We start from the raw sequence: 21,542 nt of genomic DNA, 5'->3' as shown, positions 1-21,542 counted from the left end.
CAGCTCCTTTAATAATTTAAGACATAAACAGCCGAACTGGCAGCTGTTCATGCCTCATTTGCGCGATTTCAAGACCTGGCATGTTCATGCCAAGCTCGTCTTCTGTCATCGTTTCTGTTTGGTCCGCAATAGCTTGAATAATCGGCTGAAGCGCCAAAAGAATGCGCTGGCCGTCTGTTTGTCCAAGCGGGATCGCCCGAACTGCGTTTTGAATAAGTGAATGCACACCGGAAAAAAGATGTGCCGCGATCGCGTCGTTTTTATCTGCCTGTAAATGATGAGCCGCCAGTGCAAATACAATCGAAGGGTGGCCCTTCGCTTCTTTTTGGCGAATGCGCTGATAATACGTGTCGATCAGCAGGCTTTCGTATAAATCGGAGCATAACTTCGCCATTCGTTCCCCAATCCGCCTTGTGCCTTCCCGTGTTTCTTTGGACAGCGAAAGGGCTAAAAGAACGTGATCCAGTTCAATGATACCGTCAAATTGCCCGTTTTCAATCGCCTCATACGCGAGCCGGCAGGCAAGCGCATCTGTATAAGCCATTTGATTCACCATAAAAATACGCATTGCAGCTTCAAATGTGGCTGCGTCATGGATGGCGCCTTCATAAATGTATGTTTCCAGCCCAAACGAATGCGAAAACGCACCCGATGGAAAATTGGAATCACACAGCTGCATGAAGGACAGCATCGGATTAATCATGGCTGTGGCCGATATGGCGGAATGCTTTTTTCACCTGGCGCTCTTCCCGTCGAAATGGAATCTCAAGCTGCTGAAGCAATTCTTCGACTAAATAATCGTATTGGACAATCATTTCATCGCCTTCAAACTGAGCCGGCAAATGGCGGTTGCCGAGCTGGTGGGCTATGTCACCCATTTGCCCGATCGATTCCGGCATAATCGTCAGCACATCATCTGCCAAAACACTGATGACAATCATATTTTTTTCATCACAATATAAAACATCGCCATTCTGTAAATCTTTCGGTTCGCGAAGACGGATGCCGAGCTCGCGGCCATGGTCTGTTTTCACGCGCTGAATTCTTTTAACCAGTTCATCGCTCGCCAGAAAAACGCGTTCTATATGCGGCGCACGGATATCGTCTGTTGCGACGTTTCCAACTACTTTTTCAATAATCATCTTTATCCCGCCTTAAAATAAGAAATAGCGCTGCGCCATCGGAACAGTTTCCGCCGGCTCACACGTAACAAGCTTACCATCTACTTTCACTTCATATGTTTGCGGGTCCACATCAATGTCCGGTGTTTCCCCGTTGTATTTCATGTCGCTTTTTTGCAATGTACGGATATCTCCAACTGGCCGGATTATTTTCTCAAGGCCCAGCTTTTCGGGTACGCCACGCTCAATCGCGGCTTTCGACATAAATGTGATTGATGTTTTGAAAAGCGCTTTGCCGAAGCTCGCAAACATCGGCCGGTACAATGCCGGCTGCGGCGTTGGAATGGATGCGTTCGGATCCCCCATGACACTGTGTGCAATCAGTCCACCTTTTAAGACCAGCTCCGGTTTCACGCCAAAAAAGGCTGGTTCCCACAGCACAAGGTCCGCCAGTTTTCCTTTTTCAACAGAACCGACATAATCGGAGATGCCGTGTGTGAGCGCCGGATTAATCGTGTATTTTGCCACATAGCGCTTCGCCCGGAAGTTGTCGCCTTCGCCTGTTTCCTCACTCATTTTCCCACGTTGTTTTTTCATTTTGTCCGCCGTCTGCCACGTGCGCAAAATCACTTCGCCAATCCGTCCCATCGCCTGAGAATCAGAGCTGATCATGCTGAATACGCCTAAATCATGTAAAATGTCTTCTGCCGCAATCGTTTCTTTCCGAATGCGCGAATCTGCAAATGCAATGTCTTCTGGCACGGATGGATCAAGATGGTGGCACACCATAAGCATATCCAAGTGCTCATCCAATGTGTTTACTGTATACGGGCGGGTCGGATTCGTGGATGAAGGAAGAATGTTTGAATAGCCCGCCGCTTTAATAATATCCGGTGCGTGGCCGCCGCCCGCTCCTTCCGTATGGTATGTATGAATGACCCGGCCGTCAATCGCCGCAATCGTATCTTCCACAAAGCCGCCTTCGTTTAACGTATCGGAATGAATCGCCACCTGTATGTCATACTTGTCGGCTGTTTTTAAGCTCGCATCAATCGCAGCTGCTGTTGTACCCCAGTCTTCGTGCAGCTTTAAGCCAATTGCCCCTGCTTCAATTTGCTCTTCAAGCGGCTGGAGCCCGGACGCATTTCCTTTTCCCAGAAAGCCAATGTTCATTGGGAATGCTTCCGCAGCTTCAAGCATGCGAAAAATATTCCATTCGCCCGGTGTACACGTTGTCGCGTTTGTTCCTGTGGCGGGTCCTGTTCCGCCGCCAATCATCGTCGTCACACCGGATGCAAGCGCCGTTTCGATTTGCTGCGGGCAAATAAAATGGATATGGGCATCGATCCCCCCTGCTGTCACAATTTTCCCTTCTGCCGCGATCACTTCTGTCGATGCGCCGATCACGATGTCCACGCCGTCCATTAGGAGCGGGTTGCCCGCTTTGCCAATTGCCGCAATCATCCCATCTTTAATGCCGATGTCCGCTTTATAGATACCTGTATAATCAAGCACAATCGCATTGGTCAGCACAAGATCAACGGATTCAGCTCGTGTGGCAAGCGGGTGCTGCCCCATCCCATCCCGAATCACTTTTCCACCGCCAAACTTTACTTCATCACCGTACACCGTGTAGTCTTTTTCAATTTCAATAAAGAGCTCCGTGTCAGCAAGACGGACACAGTCACCGGTTGTTGGGCCAAACATATCTGCGTATTGGCGTCGCGGCATGTGAAAACTCATGAATCTCCCTCCTGATCAAGCGCGCCGTTCACGCCATTATTTAATCCGTATACGTGGCGTGTCCCCGAAAATGGAACGAGGGCGACCGGCTTGCCATCTCCCGGCTCAAAACGGACCGCTGTGCCTGCCGGAATGTTTAATCTCATTCCAAAAGCTTGATCACGCTCAAACTCAAGCGACGCGTTTACTTCCGCAAAATGAAAATGCGAGCCGACCTGTACCGGCCGATCGCCCCGATTTGTGACAAAAACGGACACTTCTTCTTTTCCTTCATTGCATACGACCGCGCCGCCGCGCAGCTTGTATTCACCAGGTATCATTTTTGCTCCTCCTTATCGTATTGGGTCATGAACGGTCACAAGCTTTGTGCCGTCCGGGAATGTCGCTTCTACTTGAATGTCTTCAATCATTTCCGGAATGCCTTCCATCACATCATCTCGTGATAAAATCGTCGCCCCAAACTGCATTAATTCCGGTACCGATTTCCCGTCACGCGCTCCTTCCATCACTTCATACGTTATAAGAGCGATAGATTCTGGATAATTCAGCTTTAATCCTCTGCCTTTGCGACGGCGGGCTAAATCAGCTGCTACGACAATCATCAATTTTTCCTGCTCACGTGCCGTCAATTTCACTAAAGACCCCTTCTTTCTTTTCTATCAACCGCTGTCATTCCAATCGTTTTAAACTAAAAATTTGAAATCTCTCAGTCTTATGTCATGTTTTCTAACATAATTATAGCTTAGTTTCCGAAAAAAAGAAATTCATCTTTTCTGAAAATTAATTTTGTTCATAAAAAAAGAAGGAATGTTGTCCCTTCTTAAACAACTAAATGTTGTTTTACAATATCTTTATGCGTCGTATCTGTTACGCCTTCACCTACGATCGTTCCGTGATCCAAAATATAGTAATAATCGGCACATGCAAACGCAAGATCAAGGCTGTGCTCCACTAGAATAATCCCCATCTCCTGACTTGATGCAATCTCGATGATCACATCTTGAATGAGCTGCACAATAGACGGCTGGATTCCTTCCATCGGCTCATCCAGGAGAAGCATTTTCGGTTTGCCGACGATGGCCCTCGCAATTGCCAGCTGCTGTTGCTGGCCGCCGCTCAGGTCACCTCCTTTGCGATGCATCATCTCACGCAAAACGGGAAACCACTCAAATACTTGGTCCGGCAGGCCATTTCGCTCTTTCTTTGGCAAAGCTTCAAGTCCGAGCAGCAGGTTTTCCTCTACTGTTAAGGAAGGGAAAATTTCTCGTCCTTGCGGCACATACGCAATGCCGCTTCTTGCCCGAAGTTCAGGGGCCTTTTTTTCAATATTTTCGTTTAGCCACTCTATCGATCCAGCTGCCGGCTTAAGCAGACCGGCGATCGTTTTAATGAGTGTAGACTTCCCGACGCCGTTCCGTCCAAGCACCGCTGTTACCTTACCAATTTCCGCCTGAATAGACACATCATTTAACACCATGCTTTCATCATATCCCGCCCGGATTGATTGAACTGTTAACATGCGCTTTCTCTCCTTCCGAGGTATACTTCTGCCACCTGTTCATTTTGCTGAATTTCCGACATCGTTCCCTCGCAAAGCACTTTGCCTTCATGCATGACGGTCACTTGCTTTGAAAAATTCCGGACGAACTCCATATCATGCTCTACAATCAGGACCGAGCAGGCCGTTGAAATTTCATGAATAAGTTCACCCGTTTTATGGCGCTCGGTGCCACTCATCCCGGCAATTGGCTCATCCAGCAGTAAAATCTCTGGATCCTGCATAAGCTGCATGCCGATTTCAAGCCATTGTTTTTGGCCGTGTGCAAGCATACCCGCTAACTGATGGCGCTGATCCATTAAGCCAATCCGGCTGAGCATTGCTTCCATTTTTTCTTTGTCTTCACCTGTCATCTTGGCCCGCATGACAGACCAGAGACCCCGTTCCTGTTTTAGCGAAAGCTCCAGGTTCTCCCATACAGTCAAATTCGCAAAAATGGAAGGAGCTTGAAATTTGCGTGTAATACCAAGACGAACAATTTCATGCTCTTGCAGCTTGCGAATGTTTTCCACTTGACGATATAATACGTCGCCGTCGCTCGCCTTTGTTTTTCCACAGATTACATCGAGCAGCGTTGTTTTTCCCGCGCCGTTCGGTCCGATTAAAAAACGGACTTCTTGCGGCTTTACTTCCAAATCAACACCCTGAAGTGCCTGAAACCCATTAAATGAAACCCGCACATCACGACACGACAGAATCGGCTGCATCGGCAGTTCCTCCTTTTTGTTTCGCTTTATTTCTTTTTTCGTTCCACGACTCAAAGGCGCCGACAATGCCATTCGGCAGGAACATGACGACAATAATGAAAAGAAGTCCTAAAAAGATCGACCATATATCTGGATACGTTTCACTGAAGAAGCTTTTGGCGCTGTTCACGATCACCGCTCCTAAAATGGCGCCGATTAATGAATGACGGCCGCCGACTGCTACCCATAACACCATTTCAATAGAAGGAATAATCCCCATCATTGCCGGGGAAATAAGACCGACCTGCAGGACAAATAGTGTGCCCGCAAGGCCCGCAAGCGCGGCTGAGAGGCTGTAAACAAATACTTTATAGGAAGTCGGGTTAAACCCCAAAAAGCGGACTCTGTTTTCCCCGTCCCGCACAGCGGATAGCACCCGTCCCGCGCGGCTGTTTGTCAAGCGGGCAGCTAAAGTAAATGAAAGGCCAAGTATGATAACTGTCAGCATGTACAGGGCAATTTGCACAAGCGGGGATGCCAGTGAAAAACCAAGAAATGTGGTGAAGTTCGTTAATCCATTTGTGCCCCCAGTCCAGTCCTGCTTTGCAACAAAGAGTGTCACAAATACGACGACAACAGCCTGGCTGATTAAAGAGAAATAAACGCCTTTAATCCGGTTTTTAAATGTCAAAAATCCGAGCATTGCCGCAAGAAGGGCCGGAACGATCAGGGATGCTGCCAGCGCAAAAACCGGATTAGAAAAAGGAATCCAAAATGCCGGAAGAGCTGATACGCCGCTCCATTCCATAAAATCCGGAAGCTGGCCATTTGACGATTCAAGCTTCAAATACATGGCTGTGCAATACGCACCGATACCGAAGTAAACCCCATGACCGAGACTTAAAATGCCGGTATACCCCCAGATCAGACAAATGCCAAGAGCCACAATAGCAAAACATAAAAATTTACCCATCAGCGCCAGCCGAAATTCTGTTAAATAAAGAGGGCCTAAAAACAACGCGATAAAAAAGAGCCAGTAGCCAAGTTTTTTCTTATCCATTTTTCCGCTCCCTCCTATTCTAATGACCGTGTACGTGCGGAAAGCAGTCCAGCCGGTTTAAATTGTAAAAACGCAATAATAGCCACAAACACAATGACCTTCGCCATAGAAGCGCCGCTCCAAAATTCAGCAATCGTTCCCAGCATGCCGACACTAAGTGCTCCGAAAACCGTACCAATCAAGCTTCCAATCCCGCCTAAAATAACAATCATAAACGCGTCAACAATATAGTACGTGCCGATTGTTGAACCAATCGGCCCAAGAACGGTCAGCGCACAGCCGGCAATCCCAGCGAGACCTGAACCGATCGCAAACGCCGTTGCATCCACTTTTTTCGTTGAAACACCAAGACTTGATGCCATACTGCGGTTCATCGTTACAGCGCGCATTTTGCGGCCTGCTGCTGTTTTATCAAGATATAAATAGAGGGACACCATGCAAATGGTTACAAGTGCAATAATAAATAAACGTTTGTACGGAAGCACTGCCCCAGCAATAGTTAAACCACCGTCAAGCCATGTCGGCGCTGTTACCGCCACATTTGGCGCGCCAAAAATGGAACGTGCCACTTGCTGCAAAATCAAGCTGACACCCCATGTAGCAAGCAGGCTGTCGAGCGGTCTGTGATACAAAAAGCGAATAAGCGTTTTTTCGAGCACGAATCCCAGCAGCGCACCAATTAAAAATGAGAGCGGAATTGCTGCAACATAATAATAATTAAACAAAGAGGCCGGAATATAATGTGAAAATGCCTGCTGGACCACGTATGTTGTATACGCCCCAGCCATAATAAACTCACCGTGTGCCATATTAATCACATTCATCAAGCCAAATGTAATTGCCAGTCCAAGCGCAATGAGAAGCAAGATCGATCCGAGGCTGATCCCGTTAAATAGCTGTGTGATGACAACTGCCATGCTGTTCACTCCTTTTTAAAAACAAATAAGGGAGAAGTTTTCCTCCCTTATTTGTTCCGATTAATTTAAGCCTTCTGCCCAAGGGTATGTTTCTAAATACGGATCCGGTTTAACAGGCTCCCCTGAATTCCATACTTCTTTAAACTGGCCGTCTGCTTGAATCTCGCCAACGCGAACTGTTTTGTACGTATGCTGATTATCACCATCAATCGTTACAGTTCCGCCCGGTGCTTTAAATTCAATGCCGCCTGCCGCTTCTTTTACAGCATCGACATCAAATGATTCTGCTTTTTCAACAGCGGCTGCCCATAAATAAACGGCATTATAAGCTGCTTCAATTGGATCACCTGTCACGCGATCGTCTCCGTAAGCTTCTTTGTAGGCTGCGACGAATTTCTCATTTTCCGGCGTATCTGTTGTTTGGAAATAGTTCCACGCCGCATAATGACCGGTTAAAATATCTGTTCCGATACCGCGGATTTCTTCTTCTGCAATGCTGACAGAAAGAACCGTAATGTCATCCGCTGTAATCCCTGCATCTTTTAGCTGCTTGAAAAAAGCAACGTTGCTGTCACCGTTCAGCGTGTTATAAATGACTTCTGGTTTTTCTTCTTTAATTTTGCTGATCAGCGTGCTGTAATCCGTATGGCCAAGCGGTGTATATTCCTCACCGACAAGCGTGCCGCCTTCCGCTTTGAGCTGCGCTTTAATTTCTTTATTTGCCGTACGAGGGAATACATAATCAGACCCAATTAAGAAAAAAGATTTCCCTTTGTTTTCAAGAAGCCATGTAACAGATGGCACGATTTGCTGATTTGTTGTTGCACCTGTGTAGAAAATATTCGGTGATGACTCCATCCCTTCGTACTGGACCGGATACCAGAGCAGACCATTGTTCTGTTCAAATACTGGCAGCATTGCTTTTCGGCTTGCGGATGTCCAGCCGCCAAAAACAGTCGCTACTTTATCTTTCTGCAAAAGCTTTTTCGCTTTTTCTGCGAATGTCGGCCAGTCCGATGCTCCATCTTCGACAACTGGTTCAATCTGCTTGCCAAGAACGCCGCCTTCTGCGTTAATTTCTTCAATCGCCATTAATTCTGCATCTCGCAGTGATACTTCACTGATCGCCATTGTACCGCTCAATGAATGCAGCACACCGACCTTAACCGTATCGCTCGTGTCGGCAGCTGGTGCATCTTCCTCTTCATTTAAAGCATTTGACGCTGCACAGCCGCTCAGCGTAAGCGCGGCAGCTGAAATCGCTGCGATGATTGTGTGTTTGCTCCAAAATTTTCTCATTACTGTCATACAGACACCCCTTAAAAAGTATTGTTTTCGTATGATATAATGAGAACAAGGCATAGGACTGATCATTTTATGCTTGTTCTCCGGACGGCATTCTCATTGAAATGAGAATGCTTTTTTATCCCCTCCTTTTCGTCGCCTTTTATACCTTTAATATGTAACAAAAGATAACATGGTTGATGTGTTCATTATACAGCGATCCTTCCAGAAAATAAGTGGTTTTTGTTATATTATCTAACATAAAAAAAGAGACCTTCATTTTCCGAAGATCTCTTTTAAGCACGTTCTAATTTTAAATTGTAACGGTATGTTTCTTCTGCAGATGTTAATTTGTAGCCCATAGCCGGATTAAAGTCGAGCGAAATTTGTTTATGAAGATTTTCCTGGCTTTCCTTTGAAACAAGAAGCGGAATATCCTCTACAACAAATAAATCATCTCCTTCTTTTTTTCGATCAATTTTCAAATGATATTCGGATGCAATCGAGCAGCTTCCAATAAAAACCGACTCAATTCGCACGCCTTCATTTTCCTTGTACTCAACCTTTTTCAGTTCCGCAGCTGCCGCTGGTTTTACTTCAATGTTCATCATCATCACCCCCCTGTTCTTTTCTCCAAATTGCACAAAAAAATCACCGAATCTGATTCGGTGACTGTTACAGTTCATTATTCATTCCAGATAATCACAAATTTTTGTCCCGCACCTATAAAAGAAAGAATGTCCAAATCCTTGTCTATTACTTTACCTATTACATTTACTTTTTCATCCGCTGGCAATGGATTGAGGACAATCTGCATCTCACCTGCATACCTTAAGTACTGTTTGTTATCAACTGTTATCGAGCCTCGCTGGCGGGCTGTCGTCTGAAACGGCTCTAATGTACCTCTGCCGACTTGCGCAAACCCTCTTGATTCAACAGAACGAATGCAGTCTCTTGCCGGATCCTGCCTGTTCGTTTGAATACTTTGATAGAACGATACATCTGTGAATGGCTCCGCTCTTAACGGAATACATCCTTCCTGCCCAAACCATTTAAACTGCTGGAACGCTTCTTCTGATAAATGAGGATCGCCAATCAACACTTTTTTTGTATGTAACTGACGTACAAGTTCGATCGCGGCAGCAAAAGGCGGCTCAGAACGATGTTTTTCAAGCGTTGGCAGCCCTTCAAAAATAGGCCCCCTCTTGTCGCTGTCACCTGCGACAAAGGCCATTGTGGCTAATCCGAGTGAGCAAAGCCACTCATTTTTTTCTTTTATGTACTGGTCATCAAGCCCTGTTTCAGGACGCGGATAAAAATTATGCCATGCTTCTATGTTGCTTATATCTGCCCCCGCATGAAGTATTTCCTGCCAATCACCATTTGTTAATGTACTCGCATTTAACGCCACTTGCATTTTAGTAGAAAGGAAGGCAATTTGACCTGAATCAATGCCATAATCGACACGAAGCCCGGTCACACCCCATTCCAGCAGCTCTTCTACCTGATCGATTGAGGCTTCAATCAATTGCAACGAGACAGGAGAAACATCCGCGATGAGATCCATCCCAGCTTGTTTTGCCATTTGAGCAAGCTGTTTAAACCGGCTGCGAAGCTTGGATGAATCATCTTCCGGAATGTGCAGCGACGTGAATATCCACTTAAAACCATGCTTCCGCGCCTGCTCTATGTATGCCTGCTGCTTTTCGTTTATTTCTTCATTTAAATAAATTGAAATCCCAAACATTCTTAGCCCCCTGTTTTCAAATATGATTCTGCGCTCTTGAATCAGTCAAATTCTGCGGCCATTTCGTCTTTAAATCCAAATAAGTACGTAAAGATAAATCCGGCGATATACGCAATCACCAAACCGACTAAATAAAGAACAATTTGATGCGGAAGCACGATGAATGCAAGCGGCAATCCGGAAACACCTACAGCAACCGTTGCAATATTAAAATAAGCTTGAAAAGCACCCCCTACACCCGCACCAAGACAAGCTGTTAAAAATGGCCGGCCCAGCGGCAGTGTCACACCGAAAATAAGCGGCTCTCCGATTCCAAGCATCCCCGAAGGAAGCGCTCCTCCAATCGCCCGTTTCAATCGAACTTTTTTCGTTTTCATATAAATCGCAAATGCCGCACCTACTTGTCCGGCTCCACCCATCGCTAAAATAGGCAGAAGCGGATCATCGCCAATTGAATTAATCAATTCAAGGTGAATAGGTGTCAGCCCTTGATGCAGCCCTGTTACAACAAGCGGCAGGAACGTTGCGCCTAATACAAAGCCTGCAACAATACCGCCAACATCCAGAACAGCCAGCAGTCCGCCTGTTATCACATCTGAAATAAAACCGCCAATCGGCATAAAAATAATGTACGTCACAATCCCCGTGACTAATAAAGCAATCGTTGGTGTCAAAATAATATCAAGTGACTGCGGCACAACTTTTCGAACCCACTTTTCTACATATGCAATAAAGATGGCAGCAAACAAAATACCAATTAAGCCGCCACGCCCGGGAAGTAATGCTTCCCCAAACAACGTAATGCTTTCTACACCCGGATTAATAACCAAAATACCAGCTAACGCACCAAGCGCGGGCGATCCGCCAAATTCTTTCGCCGCATTGAGCCCGACTAAAATTCCTAAGTAAGCGAATAAACCGCCGCCAATCGTCGTCAGCAGTATGGCAAATTGTGATTCAGCATCCAGCCATCCGGCCTGGATGACCGCTCTCGAAATTCCGGTAATTAATCCCGAAGCAACTAATGCCGGTATTAAAGGAATAAAGATGCTGGAAATTTTGCGAAGAAACAATTTAAAAGGTGTCGAATTTTTTTCTTTTAATTCTGACTTTTTAACAGCTGTGCGATCCTTCAGCATGTTTTGGCCGGACTCCTTCACGACCCTGCCAAACTCTTCTGCTACTTTGTTTACTTTGCCCGGTCCCAAAATAATTTGAATCGTTTCCTCTTCTACAATACCGAACACGCCGTCAATTTGCTTAATTGCTCCTGCATTTACAAGTGTGCGGTCAACAGGTGTTACTCTCAGGCGGGTCATGCAATGTGTGAAGGAGTCTACATTTTCTGCCCCACCGAGACAATCAGAGATCTGCTGTGCGATAATTTTATCTTCATTTGACATATTATTTCCACCCTTCCCCCAATATTTCAACCCTTTATTTAACAGACAACGGCTTAAGAGCCGAATAACGCCTCATTTATTTAGAATTTTTTAAAAATTGAATGGCTTCTCTTGAGTTGTCAATGTATTGCACGGTTTGTTCGAATTCCGTAGTGGCAATACCTAAAAACAAAATATCAATAACAAAAAGCTGGGCAAATCTTGAAGCGGTGGCAGCACTTCTCAACGGCGCTTCATTGGATGCTGATGTAAAAAGGGGAATATCTGCCAGATCCGACACGGAAGATGATCCGTATTTTGTTAAGCTGATGGTCTTAATTCCTCTTTTTTGGGCTAAGGATAGTATGTTGATAACTTCTTTTGTTTCGCCTGAAAAAGAGATCCCTAATACAACATCGCCTTCTTCAGCATTCGCAATCAATGAAGCGACAAGATGTGCATCTGTAAAAGCGGTGGCTCCTTTATGGATTCTCAAAAATTTCTGCTGGGCATCCATTGCAATAAGATGTGATGCTCCAATCCCAAAACAATGAATGGTTCTTGCTTTAGCCAGCGCATCCACTGCCGCTTCCAATTCTGCATAATTAATAATATCTGCCGTGTCTGTTAAGCTTTGGATACTATTGCTGGTCGTTTTTTGGACGATCCCTTCTAACGATTCACCACTTTCAATATCGCGGTAGCCTTTTTCATGGTCTTTCACTAAATCACCGGCGACCCGTACTTTTAATTCTTGATATCCTTTAACCCCTATTGACTTGCAGAGCCGAATGACAGCAGCGCTGCTTGAATGCGCCATTTGACTGATTTCCCCTGCAGTAGAATGGAGTAATTTTTCAGGATTTTTCAAGATAAATTCTGCCACTTTTCTTTCTGATGGAGGGAGCTGTGTTAAGATATTTCTCAGCATATTTAATCCACCGGCCGCCATTACTTCGCATCCCCTTTCCGACTGCCAAATTGGATGGCTTTTCTTACATAGCCTTCTGCTTTTTTTAACAGCTCTTTTGCTTCACCAAATGTGACACCGCACTTCAGCATAACGATAGCAGGCTTCACCTCATTATTTGCCAAATCAAGTGTGCCTTCCGCTTCCTTTTTCGACACGTTCGTAATACGGGTAATCGTATGAACCGCACGTTGCTTCAGCTTAAAGTTGCTGACATGAACATCCACCATTAAATTTTCATACGCCTTGCCCATTTGCAGCATAGAAGCAGTGGAAATCATATTTAAAATCATCTTTTGCGCCGTGGCAGCTTTTAAGCGTGTGGAACCTGTTAAAATCTCCGGCCCAACGATGACTTCAATGCTTTGGTCGGCGAACTGACTGATTGGCGCTTCTTTATTGCACGAAATAGAAACCGTTTTTGCGCCAACCTTCTGCGCGTATTTTAAAGCACCTTTTACATAAGGCGTTCGCCCGCTGGCAGCTAAACCAACCACTGTATCATTGCTTGTCAGCCTGCAATTTATTAAATCCATTTGACCTGCTTCTTCATTGTCTTCTGCACCCTCTGCCGCTTTAATAAATGCCTTTTCACCGCCAGCCATCAGCCCTTGAACCATATCTGGAGATGTACTAAATGTCGGCGGACATTCTACCGCATCCAAAACGCCCAGCCGCCCGCTCGTTCCAGCCCCCATATAAATAAGGCGGCCCCCATTTTTAAATGAGTGGAGAACAAATTGGACGGCTCTTTCAACCTGTGGCAGAACCTCTTTTACCGCGTGCGCCACTTTCATGTCTTCATCGTTCATTATTTGTAAGATCTCTTTCGTGTCCGCTGTATCGATATGCACTGTCCGAGTATTTCTTGACTCTGTCGTCAGCTGCATGAGCTTTTCTTCCACCCAAACCCCCCCTTTTAAAGATTAAAAATATTGTACTGTTTTTAAACTTAAATTTCAATATTATTTTTATTTATTTGAAATTAAATTTCAATCAAGGCAAAAAAATATTATTAGATCAATGAATAAATCGCTTTTCCAACCCCGTTTTCTTCGTTCGATGCCGTGATTTGATCTGCCATTGACTTTACTTCATCCGGTGCATTCCCCATCGCAATTCCACGTCCGGCACATTGAAGCATTGAAATGTCGTTAAAATTATCTCCTATGGCTGCTATTTGATCCATCGGGATGCCGAGCCTTGAAGCCAAGGTTTCCAAAGCAGTTCCTTTCGTTGTCCCACGGGGCGAAATTTCTAAATTCATGTAATTCATACTGCTGGCTATTTCATATTCTCCGGATAATTTTTCCACTTTACGTTTAAGATGGCGTAAATTGTTCTGCTCGCTAAATACCGCTATCTTGCTAATCGATTTACGCTCTCTTAGCCATTCTGCTATATGCGGAATAACCTTCACATGGCATTCTTTCATGAACTCTTCTCTAAGCAGCTGGCTGCCGCCCGTTTTTTGGAGCGAAAGAATATTTTTTTCAATCCAATTTTCATTCCAGACATTTTCTTCGGGGATAATTAAGCTGTTTCCATCATACACATGGAAGTAAACGTTCTCATTCGAGCAAAACAAAGAAAATGTATCCAAAGATTCTTCTGAAAATGTCTTTTTTTCAATTAAGCTGCCCGAACGATTATGTGTGACAGCTCCATTTAAAGAGATGATGGGAGATTTCAATTCCAGCGTTTCCGCAATCCATTTTGTTGCCAATGGCGTTCGCCCGCTGCAAATGACAACCTGTCCTCCCCTTTTCTCAAACTCCCGAATCGCTTTAATGGAGTAATCATCCACTTCTTTTTCGTTGCTCAGTAACGTGCCATCTAAATCAATGGCAATTAATAAATATTTCATCTTTCTCCCCCTCATTTTCCTATTTTGAATAAAAAAAACGAAAAGAAGCATCTCTTCTTTTCGTTTTTTTGCATAATTCTAAATGGAAATAATTAATTATTCACCAAGACCTTGAGTCTTGATTGTTTCGCCTACAGCATCAATCGCTTGTGATTCATCCGAACCAGAAGCAGTTACTTTAATGGATGCGCCTTTTGGAATCCCAAGAGACATAACGCCCATGATTGATTTCAAGTTCACTGTTTTGCCGTTATACTCAAGATTTACATCTGAGCTGAATTTTGAAGCTGTTTGGACAAGTACTGTAGCCGGACGAGCGTGGATACCCGTTTCATCTGTAATTGTAAATGTTTTTTCTGCCATGATAAAAAAACTCCTTTATCGTTAAAATTGTACGCTTTCCCTATTATAAAATAAAGCCTGCACAAATACCACTAAAGTTATGTGCATTGAAATGATTATTCGCCACAAGCAGAAGAACCCGCCTTTCAACGAAGTGAAGGCGGGGAAATACTCAGTCGTATATTAGAATGGTGTTTTTCAATCATGATCAATGAGATAGTTCGATGCTGCATTGGAAATAGTGTTTATTAAAAAGCTTTGCACGAATGCTTTTCTAAAGTGTATTGAATCTTCGAATAATTCCAGATTAATGCTTATATTTACTTGCAAATCCTGCTGAATTCCCTTATCAAGTGAAATACCTACAGTCATTGCACCGTTTTTTTTCGCATATTTCAAGCTGCTGCTCACATATGGCGCTTCTGCAGCCGGAATGAAGCAGATGACCATATCACGCGGTCCAACCTGTAGCTTATTCAGCTCTATTCTTGCCAGCAGTTCATTGCCTCCGGTTCCCGAGCAATATTTCCTCCCTGCTATGCGGCTTTTTGGCTGTACCCGCCTATTCAGGTCCATTACTTGAATGCGCTCACTTGATCTAGGAAGAATATAAATTAACCGCCCATTGTTTTGCAGCGTATTTATAGCTGCAATTACTACTTTATAAAGAGAATTTAATTCCTTTTCGATTATCTTCAATGCTATAGAATCGTTTATTTGATCTGAATTTAAAAGCTGCTTCATGAAAACTAGACTATTGAAAGCTTCATTACCTGGCAATATTTTGACATCACGAATGCTTGGCATTTTATCACTCATTCCTATAGCGTCTACTAATTATTATACGCCTAAGAAATAAAAATACAATTTTTTTCAGTAATATTATGAAATTAAATTTTTTCAAAAAATTATTTTTTTAATTTCGCTGCCGCGCCAGATGCTTTCTTATATGGCTCTTCCACAGACAAACCAATCCGGTGGAATGTCGCCACATAAAGTGCGTCAATTATATTCATTTGAACCATTTTCGACGCAATACTGCCGATGCGGTTTTCATGTTCAACAACCGGTGTACCTAATGTGATGTCCGCTTCTTTGTAAAGCGGTGATTTGCTGACATTCGTAATGGCCATCACGGTAGCGCCTCTTGTTTTCGCAAAGCGGGCAAGCTCCAGGATATCCTTTGTTTTCCCAGACGTGCTGATGGCAATAAATACATCACCCTTTTTTAAATGAGACGCGATCGAAAGCATAAAGTGGAAATCCGGCGTCATCATTGCATGGAAGCCAAGCTTCGCAAACTTATAATGTCCGTCAACCGCTGCCGCTGCCGAGCCGCCCACACCGTAAAACAAAAGTGTCTTCGCCCCAAGCAGCGCCTCAATCGCTTTGTTTAATTCCCGCTTATCGAGTGCTGATACTGCCGCTTCAAGTGCACCTTTATTCAAATGAGTCACTTTATTGAATAATTCGTATGGAGAATCTTTTGACTGAAGCAGTGAAAAATCGTTGACGCCAACCGATGTATTCGACAGCTCTTTCACCAGCATTAATTTAAACGATTTATAGCTTCCAATCCCGATCGTTTTACAAAAACGAATCACCGTCGCTTCACTGACACCTGCTTTTCTCGACAAATCTCCTGTTGTCATGTTCGGCACCAGATAAGCATTGTCCAAAATAAAGGACGCTACTTTTTGTTCAGCCGCGCTCATTTCGCTGCTCTGCCGGTTTATTTTGTTTAAAATTGACGTCTCGCTCATGATGCCCCTCCCACATTTTGTCCTTTTTATCTTATCGGACGTGCTTCAAGAGCGTCAATCACTGGCATAAGAATAAATAGAAAGTTTATGAAAAAAGCTGCCACATTATTGCTTTGCGGCAGCTTTACGTTATTTACTTTGCTTCCCCCGGTTCCCGGTGCAGCGGCGGCGGAACAAGCCATCCTTTTTCTTTGTTCAGTCTTAAGACTTCACCGCCATATTTTACTTTTTCTCCATGAAAACGAGTATACAGCGCACCAACATCTTCACGGATACATTGTGCCATCGCCTGGCTGCATGCTGTTACTCCTACAGCAACGTCCCGGGAGAGCGCTGCAGCAATTTCCGGATCGGTAAAGCGCGCGCCATCCGGAATGTCATTAAGATCCGCCTTTGGACGTTCTGGCGGAGCTGGCGGTAAAGCCACCCCATTTGCTTTTAATACTTCGTCATATGCCATCGCTTCGTCTTTTGAAAGCTTTATTCCTTGTTCAACCAGCTTTTTCAAGTCGCCGTCTCCCGCATGGTTCAGCAATGTGCTATAACCAGCCGCCATACCTTTTGCTGAAAGCGATCCTACCCATAATGTATACACTTCACCGTAATGAAGAGGCTCATCTTTTGGATTCCCGCTTAATATACCCATATTATCCCTCCGTCAAAAATTAAATTTGTGCGCAGGCACTTGAATAGTATTTTCTGATGAAGGGTGGAATATGTAGCTTTCTTTTTAAAATCGCGCTGTCACCATTTTTTTGCGTATATAAAAGTCTACTTGTTAAAATACCGATAAGCTGATTTACTTCATTCATAACTAAAAACTGCTTATACGGAAGTGCAACACTTCTTGAAGGCTGTCTTCCGAATGAACTGTTGTAAAATTTCTCCTTCGCATACCACACTCCATTTGGTCATTCAAGTTGTGCCTAATTGTAAAGCGGGCTGCCAATCGGCATCAGAACGGTTTTCTCCCACACCGAAAACTTATCGTAATCGTCTGCGTCACTCGTAATAGGTGATTCCCCGTTCGCCCGCCTTAAACGCCACTTGTAATGATCACTGTACAGCCACGCCTCAGCTATATTGTTGAGCTGCTTGTTTTCATAAATTTCTTTCAGGCTTAAATGGCAGTGTCAGTCAATAATCGCATATTCTTTGCCTATGTTTCAAGCGATGTAATCGCTGTCTTATTTGTCAACAAAAATTGAGTCCTCATAAATGATTTTACTAATTCCGCTTCCTTTAAAATAACAACGTTGTTATTATATTAACTTATATCGATTTGTAGCATAATATATCATTGATAACAACGTTTTTTCATTGTATTATGAAGAAAATATATAATAGGTGATTTTTATGGCCATTACAATAAAAGATATCGCAAGAGCGGCTGGTGTCAGTTATTCCACTGTTTCAAAAGCTTTAAATGACAGCCCACTTGTCCAGCCCAAAACGAAAGAAAAAATTCATCAAGTGGCACGCAAAATGGGATACGAACCAAACTTCGCGGCTCAGCAATTGGTGTCAAAGCAATCAAAAACAATTGGGCTTATTTGGCCAACGCTTGAGCGTACGGCCTATTCAACACTTGTAACACAGTTAAATAATGAAATTAAAAAGCAAGGATTTTCAATGATTTTATCAGTAAATCCGGCGGACTCCTCCCTGGAGCTTTTTAAGCGATGCCATGTAGACGGCGCGATTATTTTTGATGAAGGAAACAGCGTTCCCTCTCCTATTACTGCACCTTTTCCGGTCGTTTCTTATGGGGCTGGCTGGCAAGATCATTTTTCATTGATAGATGTCAATTACCAGGCAGCGATGTTCAAAGCAGTGGACTATTTACAGCAGCTAGGCCATCACTCCATAACATTTATTGGTGATTTTTCTCCCCTTGATTCCCATCAGAAAGAAAAATACATTGGCTTTCAGCAGGCAATGAATCATTTTAACCTGCCTGTCCACCAACAATCTTTTATCAACTCTGCCGGGCTTGAATGGTACGACGGTTATCAGGCAACCAAACGCATGCTGCAGGGTTCTTCACGGCCATCTGCTGTAGTTGGTGCAAGCTACGATATTAGCGCCGGTGTAGTTCGGGCGATCCGCGAAACCAATTTGATTATTCCAAAAGACATTTCCATAGTTGGCTATGATAACATTCCACAAATGTCAACGCTCGAAGTGCCTTTGACAAGTGTCGGCGTGCCGGTAGAACTCATTGCGGAACAAATTGTCTCGCTTCTTTTTAAACAGCTGGAGACTGATTCTGCTGAACAAGTCACTAAAAAGCTCGAACCTGTTTTAACCGAACGAAATTCCTGCGCTCGTGTTAATAATCCTTGAAAAAAGTTTCCCAAAACGAAGGAAATGGATCGTTAGCACGTATGAAGAAAAAAGCTTTTATTTATATAAGTTAAACAAAAAAGTTCACACTTAGCCGTTGAGAAAAAATCAGGCAGCGGCACTTAGCCCCAGTCATGAAAGGGTAGCTTTTTAAAAAGGTATCCTTTTATGAGAGGAAGCGGAGAAAGCAAGAAGTTTAATTCAATTTATATAGTTCGTTAAGTAATAGCATTCAATCAAAATAAGAATAATTCAATCATTAAAACAGGTCTCATATTCACTAAAAAATCGGTGTCTTCAGTTGTCCACCTGTAACGCCAGCCACGACATTTTCCGCCGCAAGCATTGCCATTTTTTTGCGTGTTTCTTCTGTTGCCGATCCGATATGTGGCAATGTTACAACGTTTGGCATTAAAAGAAGCCGATTTTCCCGCTCTACTGGCTCCTCTTTAAATACATCGAGCCCGGCAGCTAAAATCTGCTTTTTCTGCAGAGCCTCAATTAAAGCCGATTCATCAATAACCGGTCCGCGCGAAGCATTGATAAAAATGGCGGTATTTTTCATTCGAGTAAATTCATGTTTGCCAATCATTCCTTTTGTCTGTGGTGTGAGCGGTGTCATCACACAAACGAAGTCCGACTGTTCAAGCAGTTCCTCCATCTGACAATACACAGCTTTATATGTATTCTCTGCTTGTTCGTTTCGCGAACGGTTATGATACAAAATGTTCATATCAAAACCAAAATGCGCTCGCTTGGCAAGTGTTGAGCCGATGCCGCCCATTCCGATGATCCCCAGTGTTTTATGATGAACGTCTACACCGAATTGATGATCCTTAAAGCCATTTTCTGTCCAGCCGCCTGTTTTCACAAATTGATCGAGTTCCGGCACACGGCGCGCAGCTGCGAGCATCAATGCCATGATCGTATCGGCGACTGTGTCATTCAGCACACCTGGTGTATTCGCCGCCCGAATGCCCCGTTTTTTCAGAAGCGGAATATCAAGATTGTCATAACCGACCGACTTGTTTGCAATAATTTTTAAATTCGGTGCCTGGTCCAGAAAATCCTCATCTACCTTTAAGCCAGAACCAATTAAGCCGTCCGCCGTTTTTAGCGCTTCCATAAACTCCAAATAATTTTCTTTATACCCCGGGAAATAATGAACGTCGCATGATGCCCGGATATACTCGAGCGCTTCTTCATACAAACGATTATAGACTACAACCACTGGTTTCATTTAATTCATCCTTTCCTGATGCTATTTTTTTCATTGTAGCACGAACAGGAAAGAATTCTCATTGATCTTTTTTCAGCCCATAAATGAGTGTAACAATAAATAAAAAGGACCATCCCCGTTTTGAGGCAGCCCACTTATTATCAAATTCATTTTTCAGATTTTTTTCTTTCTGCCCTGTAACTAAATAGGCCTTTAAATACGCCTTTGCAGACTAAAGGCATCTTGGAAACAGCGGACGTCAGGGTTGTCAAATTACTTCTTTATGTTCTTAAGTGTGGGCTTATTTGTCAGCACGCTTGCAGAATCCGATGCCCTGTCTATTTTACAGCAAAGATTTCGAAGCACTTCGGATCAAAGACTGCTGTTTTAATTTATGATCGGCCTTTATTTTTTAGTGACATTGCTGACTGGGTTTCATCCGCTCATATCGATTACGCTGCTAAGCGAGCTGTTGCATTACTTCCACATTTACAATTATACTCATTCATTACATGCAGTCTCGCGACAGTCATGTACAGCCTATTTAATTTATCTGTATCAATTTTATCAGATCTTTTACGGATAAATCCGTTTCAAATATCCACTGGAATATTGGATATGCTTTGTTTTATATGATTATCAGTATTTTTGCCGCATACGGCATCAGTTTATTTTTTAAAGTTCCAAAAAATATTTACGCCACTGCACAGCTATACTATACTAAAAGGTAATTCACTTAAAGAGAGTAGTGTTTTAATTGAACAATGTAAGGACGTCTGCAAGACAGAAAACAATTGTGCTGATCGGTTTTATGGGTGTCGGCAAAACGACAATCGGAGAGCTGGTGGCGAAGAAATTATATCGAACGTTTATTGATGTGGATAAAGAGATTGAAAAAGATTTTGGCATGACTATTCCCGAAATTTTCGATCAGCACGGCGAACCATTTTTTCGTGACTACGAAAAGAAAAAAACATGCTTATTGGCGCAAGAAAAATTGAAAGTACTGTCTATCGGCGGTGGTGCTTTTTTAAATCCAGATATTCGGAAAGCCTGCCTCGATCACTGTATTGTATTTTATCTTGATGTCGCTTGGGAAGAATGGAAAGAACGGCTCAATCTTTTAATTGACAGCCGGCCTATTTTGCAAAGCAAAGACATTTCTGAAATTGAAGAGCTATTTTATAAACGGCAGAGTGCTTATGCCATCAATCATTCAAAATTGTCTATTAATCATCGGTCCGCCGAAGAAGTCGCCGATTTCATCGTGGATTCCCTGAAATATGCATGGGAGCTGTATGAGCCAAATAATGTTTAAAAAGCTGCACTGGAAGGATCGTTCCTTCTTTGTGCAGCTTTTTTATTGGAATAAATTTTACAATTTAAATAAAAAAAGAACAGCATCTTCTGTCCTTTTGAATTGCCAGGCGGCGTCCTGCTCTCACAGGGGGCAACCCCCAACTACCATCGTCGCTGAAGAGCTTAACTGCCGTGTTCGGGATGGGAACGGGTGTGACCTCTTCGCTGTAGCCACCTG

At 43.7% G+C, this 21,542-nt stretch carries 23 protein-coding genes, 1 rRNA gene and 1 pseudogene; 2 read left to right on the top strand and 23 right to left on the bottom strand.

Annotated features, from left to right (window positions below; all coding sequences use genetic code 11):
* Nucleotides 1-16: 16 nt before the first annotated feature.
* The 21 genes and pseudogenes from BA724_RS08930 to BA724_RS17980 all read right to left on the bottom strand — a co-directional run.
* The gene (locus BA724_RS08930) at nt 17-703 is read right to left on the bottom strand and encodes an urease accessory protein UreF (protein ID WP_069938327.1); all 687 of its coding nucleotides are present in this window, start codon (nt 701-703) and stop codon (nt 17-19) included.
* Nucleotides 696-1,142 carry an urease accessory protein UreE gene (gene ureE / locus BA724_RS08925; protein ID WP_069938326.1) on the bottom strand — a complete coding sequence of 149 codons (447 nt, stop codon included), beginning with the start codon at nt 1,140-1,142 and terminating at the stop codon, nt 696-698. Before ureE ends, BA724_RS08930 begins: the two co-directional genes overlap by 8 nt.
* Before the next feature lie 12 nt (nt 1,143-1,154).
* The gene (ureC, locus tag BA724_RS08920; protein WP_069938325.1) at nt 1,155-2,864 is read right to left on the bottom strand and encodes an urease subunit alpha; all 1,710 of its coding nucleotides are present in this window, start codon (nt 2,862-2,864) and stop codon (nt 1,155-1,157) included.
* Nucleotides 2,861-3,184, bottom strand: a complete 324-nt coding sequence (locus tag BA724_RS08915) for an urease subunit beta (RefSeq protein ID WP_069938324.1) — start codon at nt 3,182-3,184, stop codon at nt 2,861-2,863. Before BA724_RS08915 ends, ureC begins: the two co-directional genes overlap by 4 nt.
* A 12-nt stretch (nt 3,185-3,196) precedes the next feature.
* The gene (locus tag BA724_RS08910; protein ID WP_069938323.1) at nt 3,197-3,499 is read right to left on the bottom strand and encodes an urease subunit gamma; all 303 of its coding nucleotides are present in this window, start codon (nt 3,497-3,499) and stop codon (nt 3,197-3,199) included.
* A 185-nt stretch (nt 3,500-3,684) separates the two neighbouring features.
* Nucleotides 3,685-4,383 carry an urea ABC transporter ATP-binding subunit UrtE gene (gene urtE, locus BA724_RS08905; protein WP_069938322.1) on the bottom strand — a complete coding sequence of 233 codons (699 nt, stop codon included), beginning with the start codon at nt 4,381-4,383 and terminating at the stop codon, nt 3,685-3,687.
* Nucleotides 4,377-5,129: an urea ABC transporter ATP-binding protein UrtD gene (gene urtD / locus BA724_RS08900; RefSeq protein WP_069938321.1), complete on the bottom strand. Its 753-nt coding sequence runs from the start codon at nt 5,127-5,129 to the stop codon at nt 4,377-4,379. Before urtD ends, urtE begins: the two co-directional genes overlap by 7 nt.
* A complete protein-coding gene (gene urtC, locus BA724_RS08895) occupies nt 5,104-6,168 on the bottom strand; it encodes an urea ABC transporter permease subunit UrtC (RefSeq protein ID WP_069938320.1) in 1,065 nt (354 codons plus the stop codon). Before urtC ends, urtD begins: the two co-directional genes overlap by 26 nt.
* Nucleotides 6,169-6,182: 14 nt before the next feature.
* Entirely contained in the window at nt 6,183-7,085 is a 903-nt protein-coding gene (gene urtB / locus BA724_RS08890; protein ID WP_069938319.1) for an urea ABC transporter permease subunit UrtB, read from the bottom strand.
* A 60-nt stretch (nt 7,086-7,145) separates the two neighbouring features.
* Entirely contained in the window at nt 7,146-8,384 is a 1,239-nt protein-coding gene (gene urtA / locus BA724_RS08885; RefSeq protein WP_069938650.1) for an urea ABC transporter substrate-binding protein, read from the bottom strand.
* A 281-nt stretch (nt 8,385-8,665) separates the two neighbouring features.
* A complete protein-coding gene (locus BA724_RS08880; protein ID WP_069938649.1) occupies nt 8,666-8,977 on the bottom strand; it encodes an iron-sulfur cluster biosynthesis family protein in 312 nt (103 codons plus the stop codon).
* 77 nt (nt 8,978-9,054) lie between these two features.
* Nucleotides 9,055-10,116 carry a DUF871 domain-containing protein gene (locus BA724_RS08875; protein WP_069938318.1) on the bottom strand — a complete coding sequence of 354 codons (1,062 nt, stop codon included), beginning with the start codon at nt 10,114-10,116 and terminating at the stop codon, nt 9,055-9,057.
* 41 nt (nt 10,117-10,157) lie between these two features.
* A complete protein-coding gene (locus tag BA724_RS08870; protein WP_069938317.1) occupies nt 10,158-11,519 on the bottom strand; it encodes a PTS transporter subunit EIIC in 1,362 nt (453 codons plus the stop codon).
* A gap of 76 nt (nt 11,520-11,595) precedes the next feature.
* Complete coding sequence (locus BA724_RS08865) at nt 11,596-12,450, bottom strand: MurR/RpiR family transcriptional regulator (protein ID WP_069938316.1); 855 nt, start codon at nt 12,448-12,450, stop codon at nt 11,596-11,598.
* A complete protein-coding gene (gene murQ, locus BA724_RS08860) occupies nt 12,450-13,358 on the bottom strand; it encodes an N-acetylmuramic acid 6-phosphate etherase (protein ID WP_083256191.1) in 909 nt (302 codons plus the stop codon). Before murQ ends, BA724_RS08865 begins: the two co-directional genes overlap by 1 nt.
* A 125-nt stretch (nt 13,359-13,483) precedes the next feature.
* Nucleotides 13,484-14,335, bottom strand: coding sequence for a Cof-type HAD-IIB family hydrolase (locus BA724_RS08855; protein WP_069938314.1), 852 nt, complete (start codon nt 14,333-14,335; stop codon nt 13,484-13,486).
* Nucleotides 14,336-14,431: 96 nt separating this feature from the next.
* The gene (locus BA724_RS08850) at nt 14,432-14,698 is read right to left on the bottom strand and encodes a phosphocarrier protein HPr (RefSeq protein WP_069938313.1); all 267 of its coding nucleotides are present in this window, start codon (nt 14,696-14,698) and stop codon (nt 14,432-14,434) included.
* Nucleotides 14,699-14,875: 177 nt separating this feature from the next.
* Nucleotides 14,876-15,496, bottom strand: a complete 621-nt coding sequence (locus tag BA724_RS08845; RefSeq protein ID WP_141719908.1) for a phosphoheptose isomerase family protein — start codon at nt 15,494-15,496, stop codon at nt 14,876-14,878.
* Between the two features lie 89 nt (nt 15,497-15,585).
* Nucleotides 15,586-16,440 carry a MurR/RpiR family transcriptional regulator gene (locus tag BA724_RS08840; RefSeq protein WP_069938311.1) on the bottom strand — a complete coding sequence of 285 codons (855 nt, stop codon included), beginning with the start codon at nt 16,438-16,440 and terminating at the stop codon, nt 15,586-15,588.
* A gap of 133 nt (nt 16,441-16,573) precedes the next feature.
* Nucleotides 16,574-17,086: a DUF3231 family protein gene (locus BA724_RS08835; RefSeq protein ID WP_069938310.1), complete on the bottom strand. Its 513-nt coding sequence runs from the start codon at nt 17,084-17,086 to the stop codon at nt 16,574-16,576.
* A 283-nt stretch (nt 17,087-17,369) separates the two neighbouring features.
* Nucleotides 17,370-17,656 (bottom strand): annotated as a pseudogene (locus BA724_RS17980) (glucuronate isomerase); the annotation flags it as partial.
* Nucleotides 17,657-17,796: 140 nt separating this feature from the next.
* On the opposite strand from BA724_RS17980, the gene BA724_RS08830 reads away from it, so the two are divergent.
* Nucleotides 17,797-18,786 (top strand): LacI family DNA-binding transcriptional regulator, encoded by a 990-nt coding sequence (locus BA724_RS08830; protein ID WP_069938309.1) that lies wholly within the window; start codon nt 17,797-17,799, stop codon nt 18,784-18,786.
* 280 nt (nt 18,787-19,066) lie between these two features.
* Here BA724_RS08830 and BA724_RS08825 read toward each other — a convergent pair whose 3' ends face one another.
* A complete protein-coding gene (locus BA724_RS08825; protein ID WP_069938308.1) occupies nt 19,067-20,026 on the bottom strand; it encodes a 2-hydroxyacid dehydrogenase in 960 nt (319 codons plus the stop codon).
* A 790-nt stretch (nt 20,027-20,816) separates the two neighbouring features.
* Here BA724_RS08825 and BA724_RS08820 point away from each other — a divergent pair.
* Entirely contained in the window at nt 20,817-21,323 is a 507-nt protein-coding gene (locus tag BA724_RS08820; protein ID WP_069938648.1) for a shikimate kinase, read from the top strand.
* 104 nt (nt 21,324-21,427) lie between these two features.
* Here BA724_RS08820 and rrf read toward each other — a convergent pair.
* A 5S ribosomal RNA gene (rrf, locus tag BA724_RS08815) occupies nt 21,428-21,542 on the bottom strand.

It is taken from the genome of Domibacillus iocasae (assembly GCF_001750285.1).
GTDB classification, from domain to species: domain Bacteria; phylum Bacillota; class Bacilli; order Bacillales; family Domibacillaceae; genus Domibacillus; species Domibacillus iocasae.
This window is presented reverse-complemented; position numbering and strand designations above follow the sequence as displayed.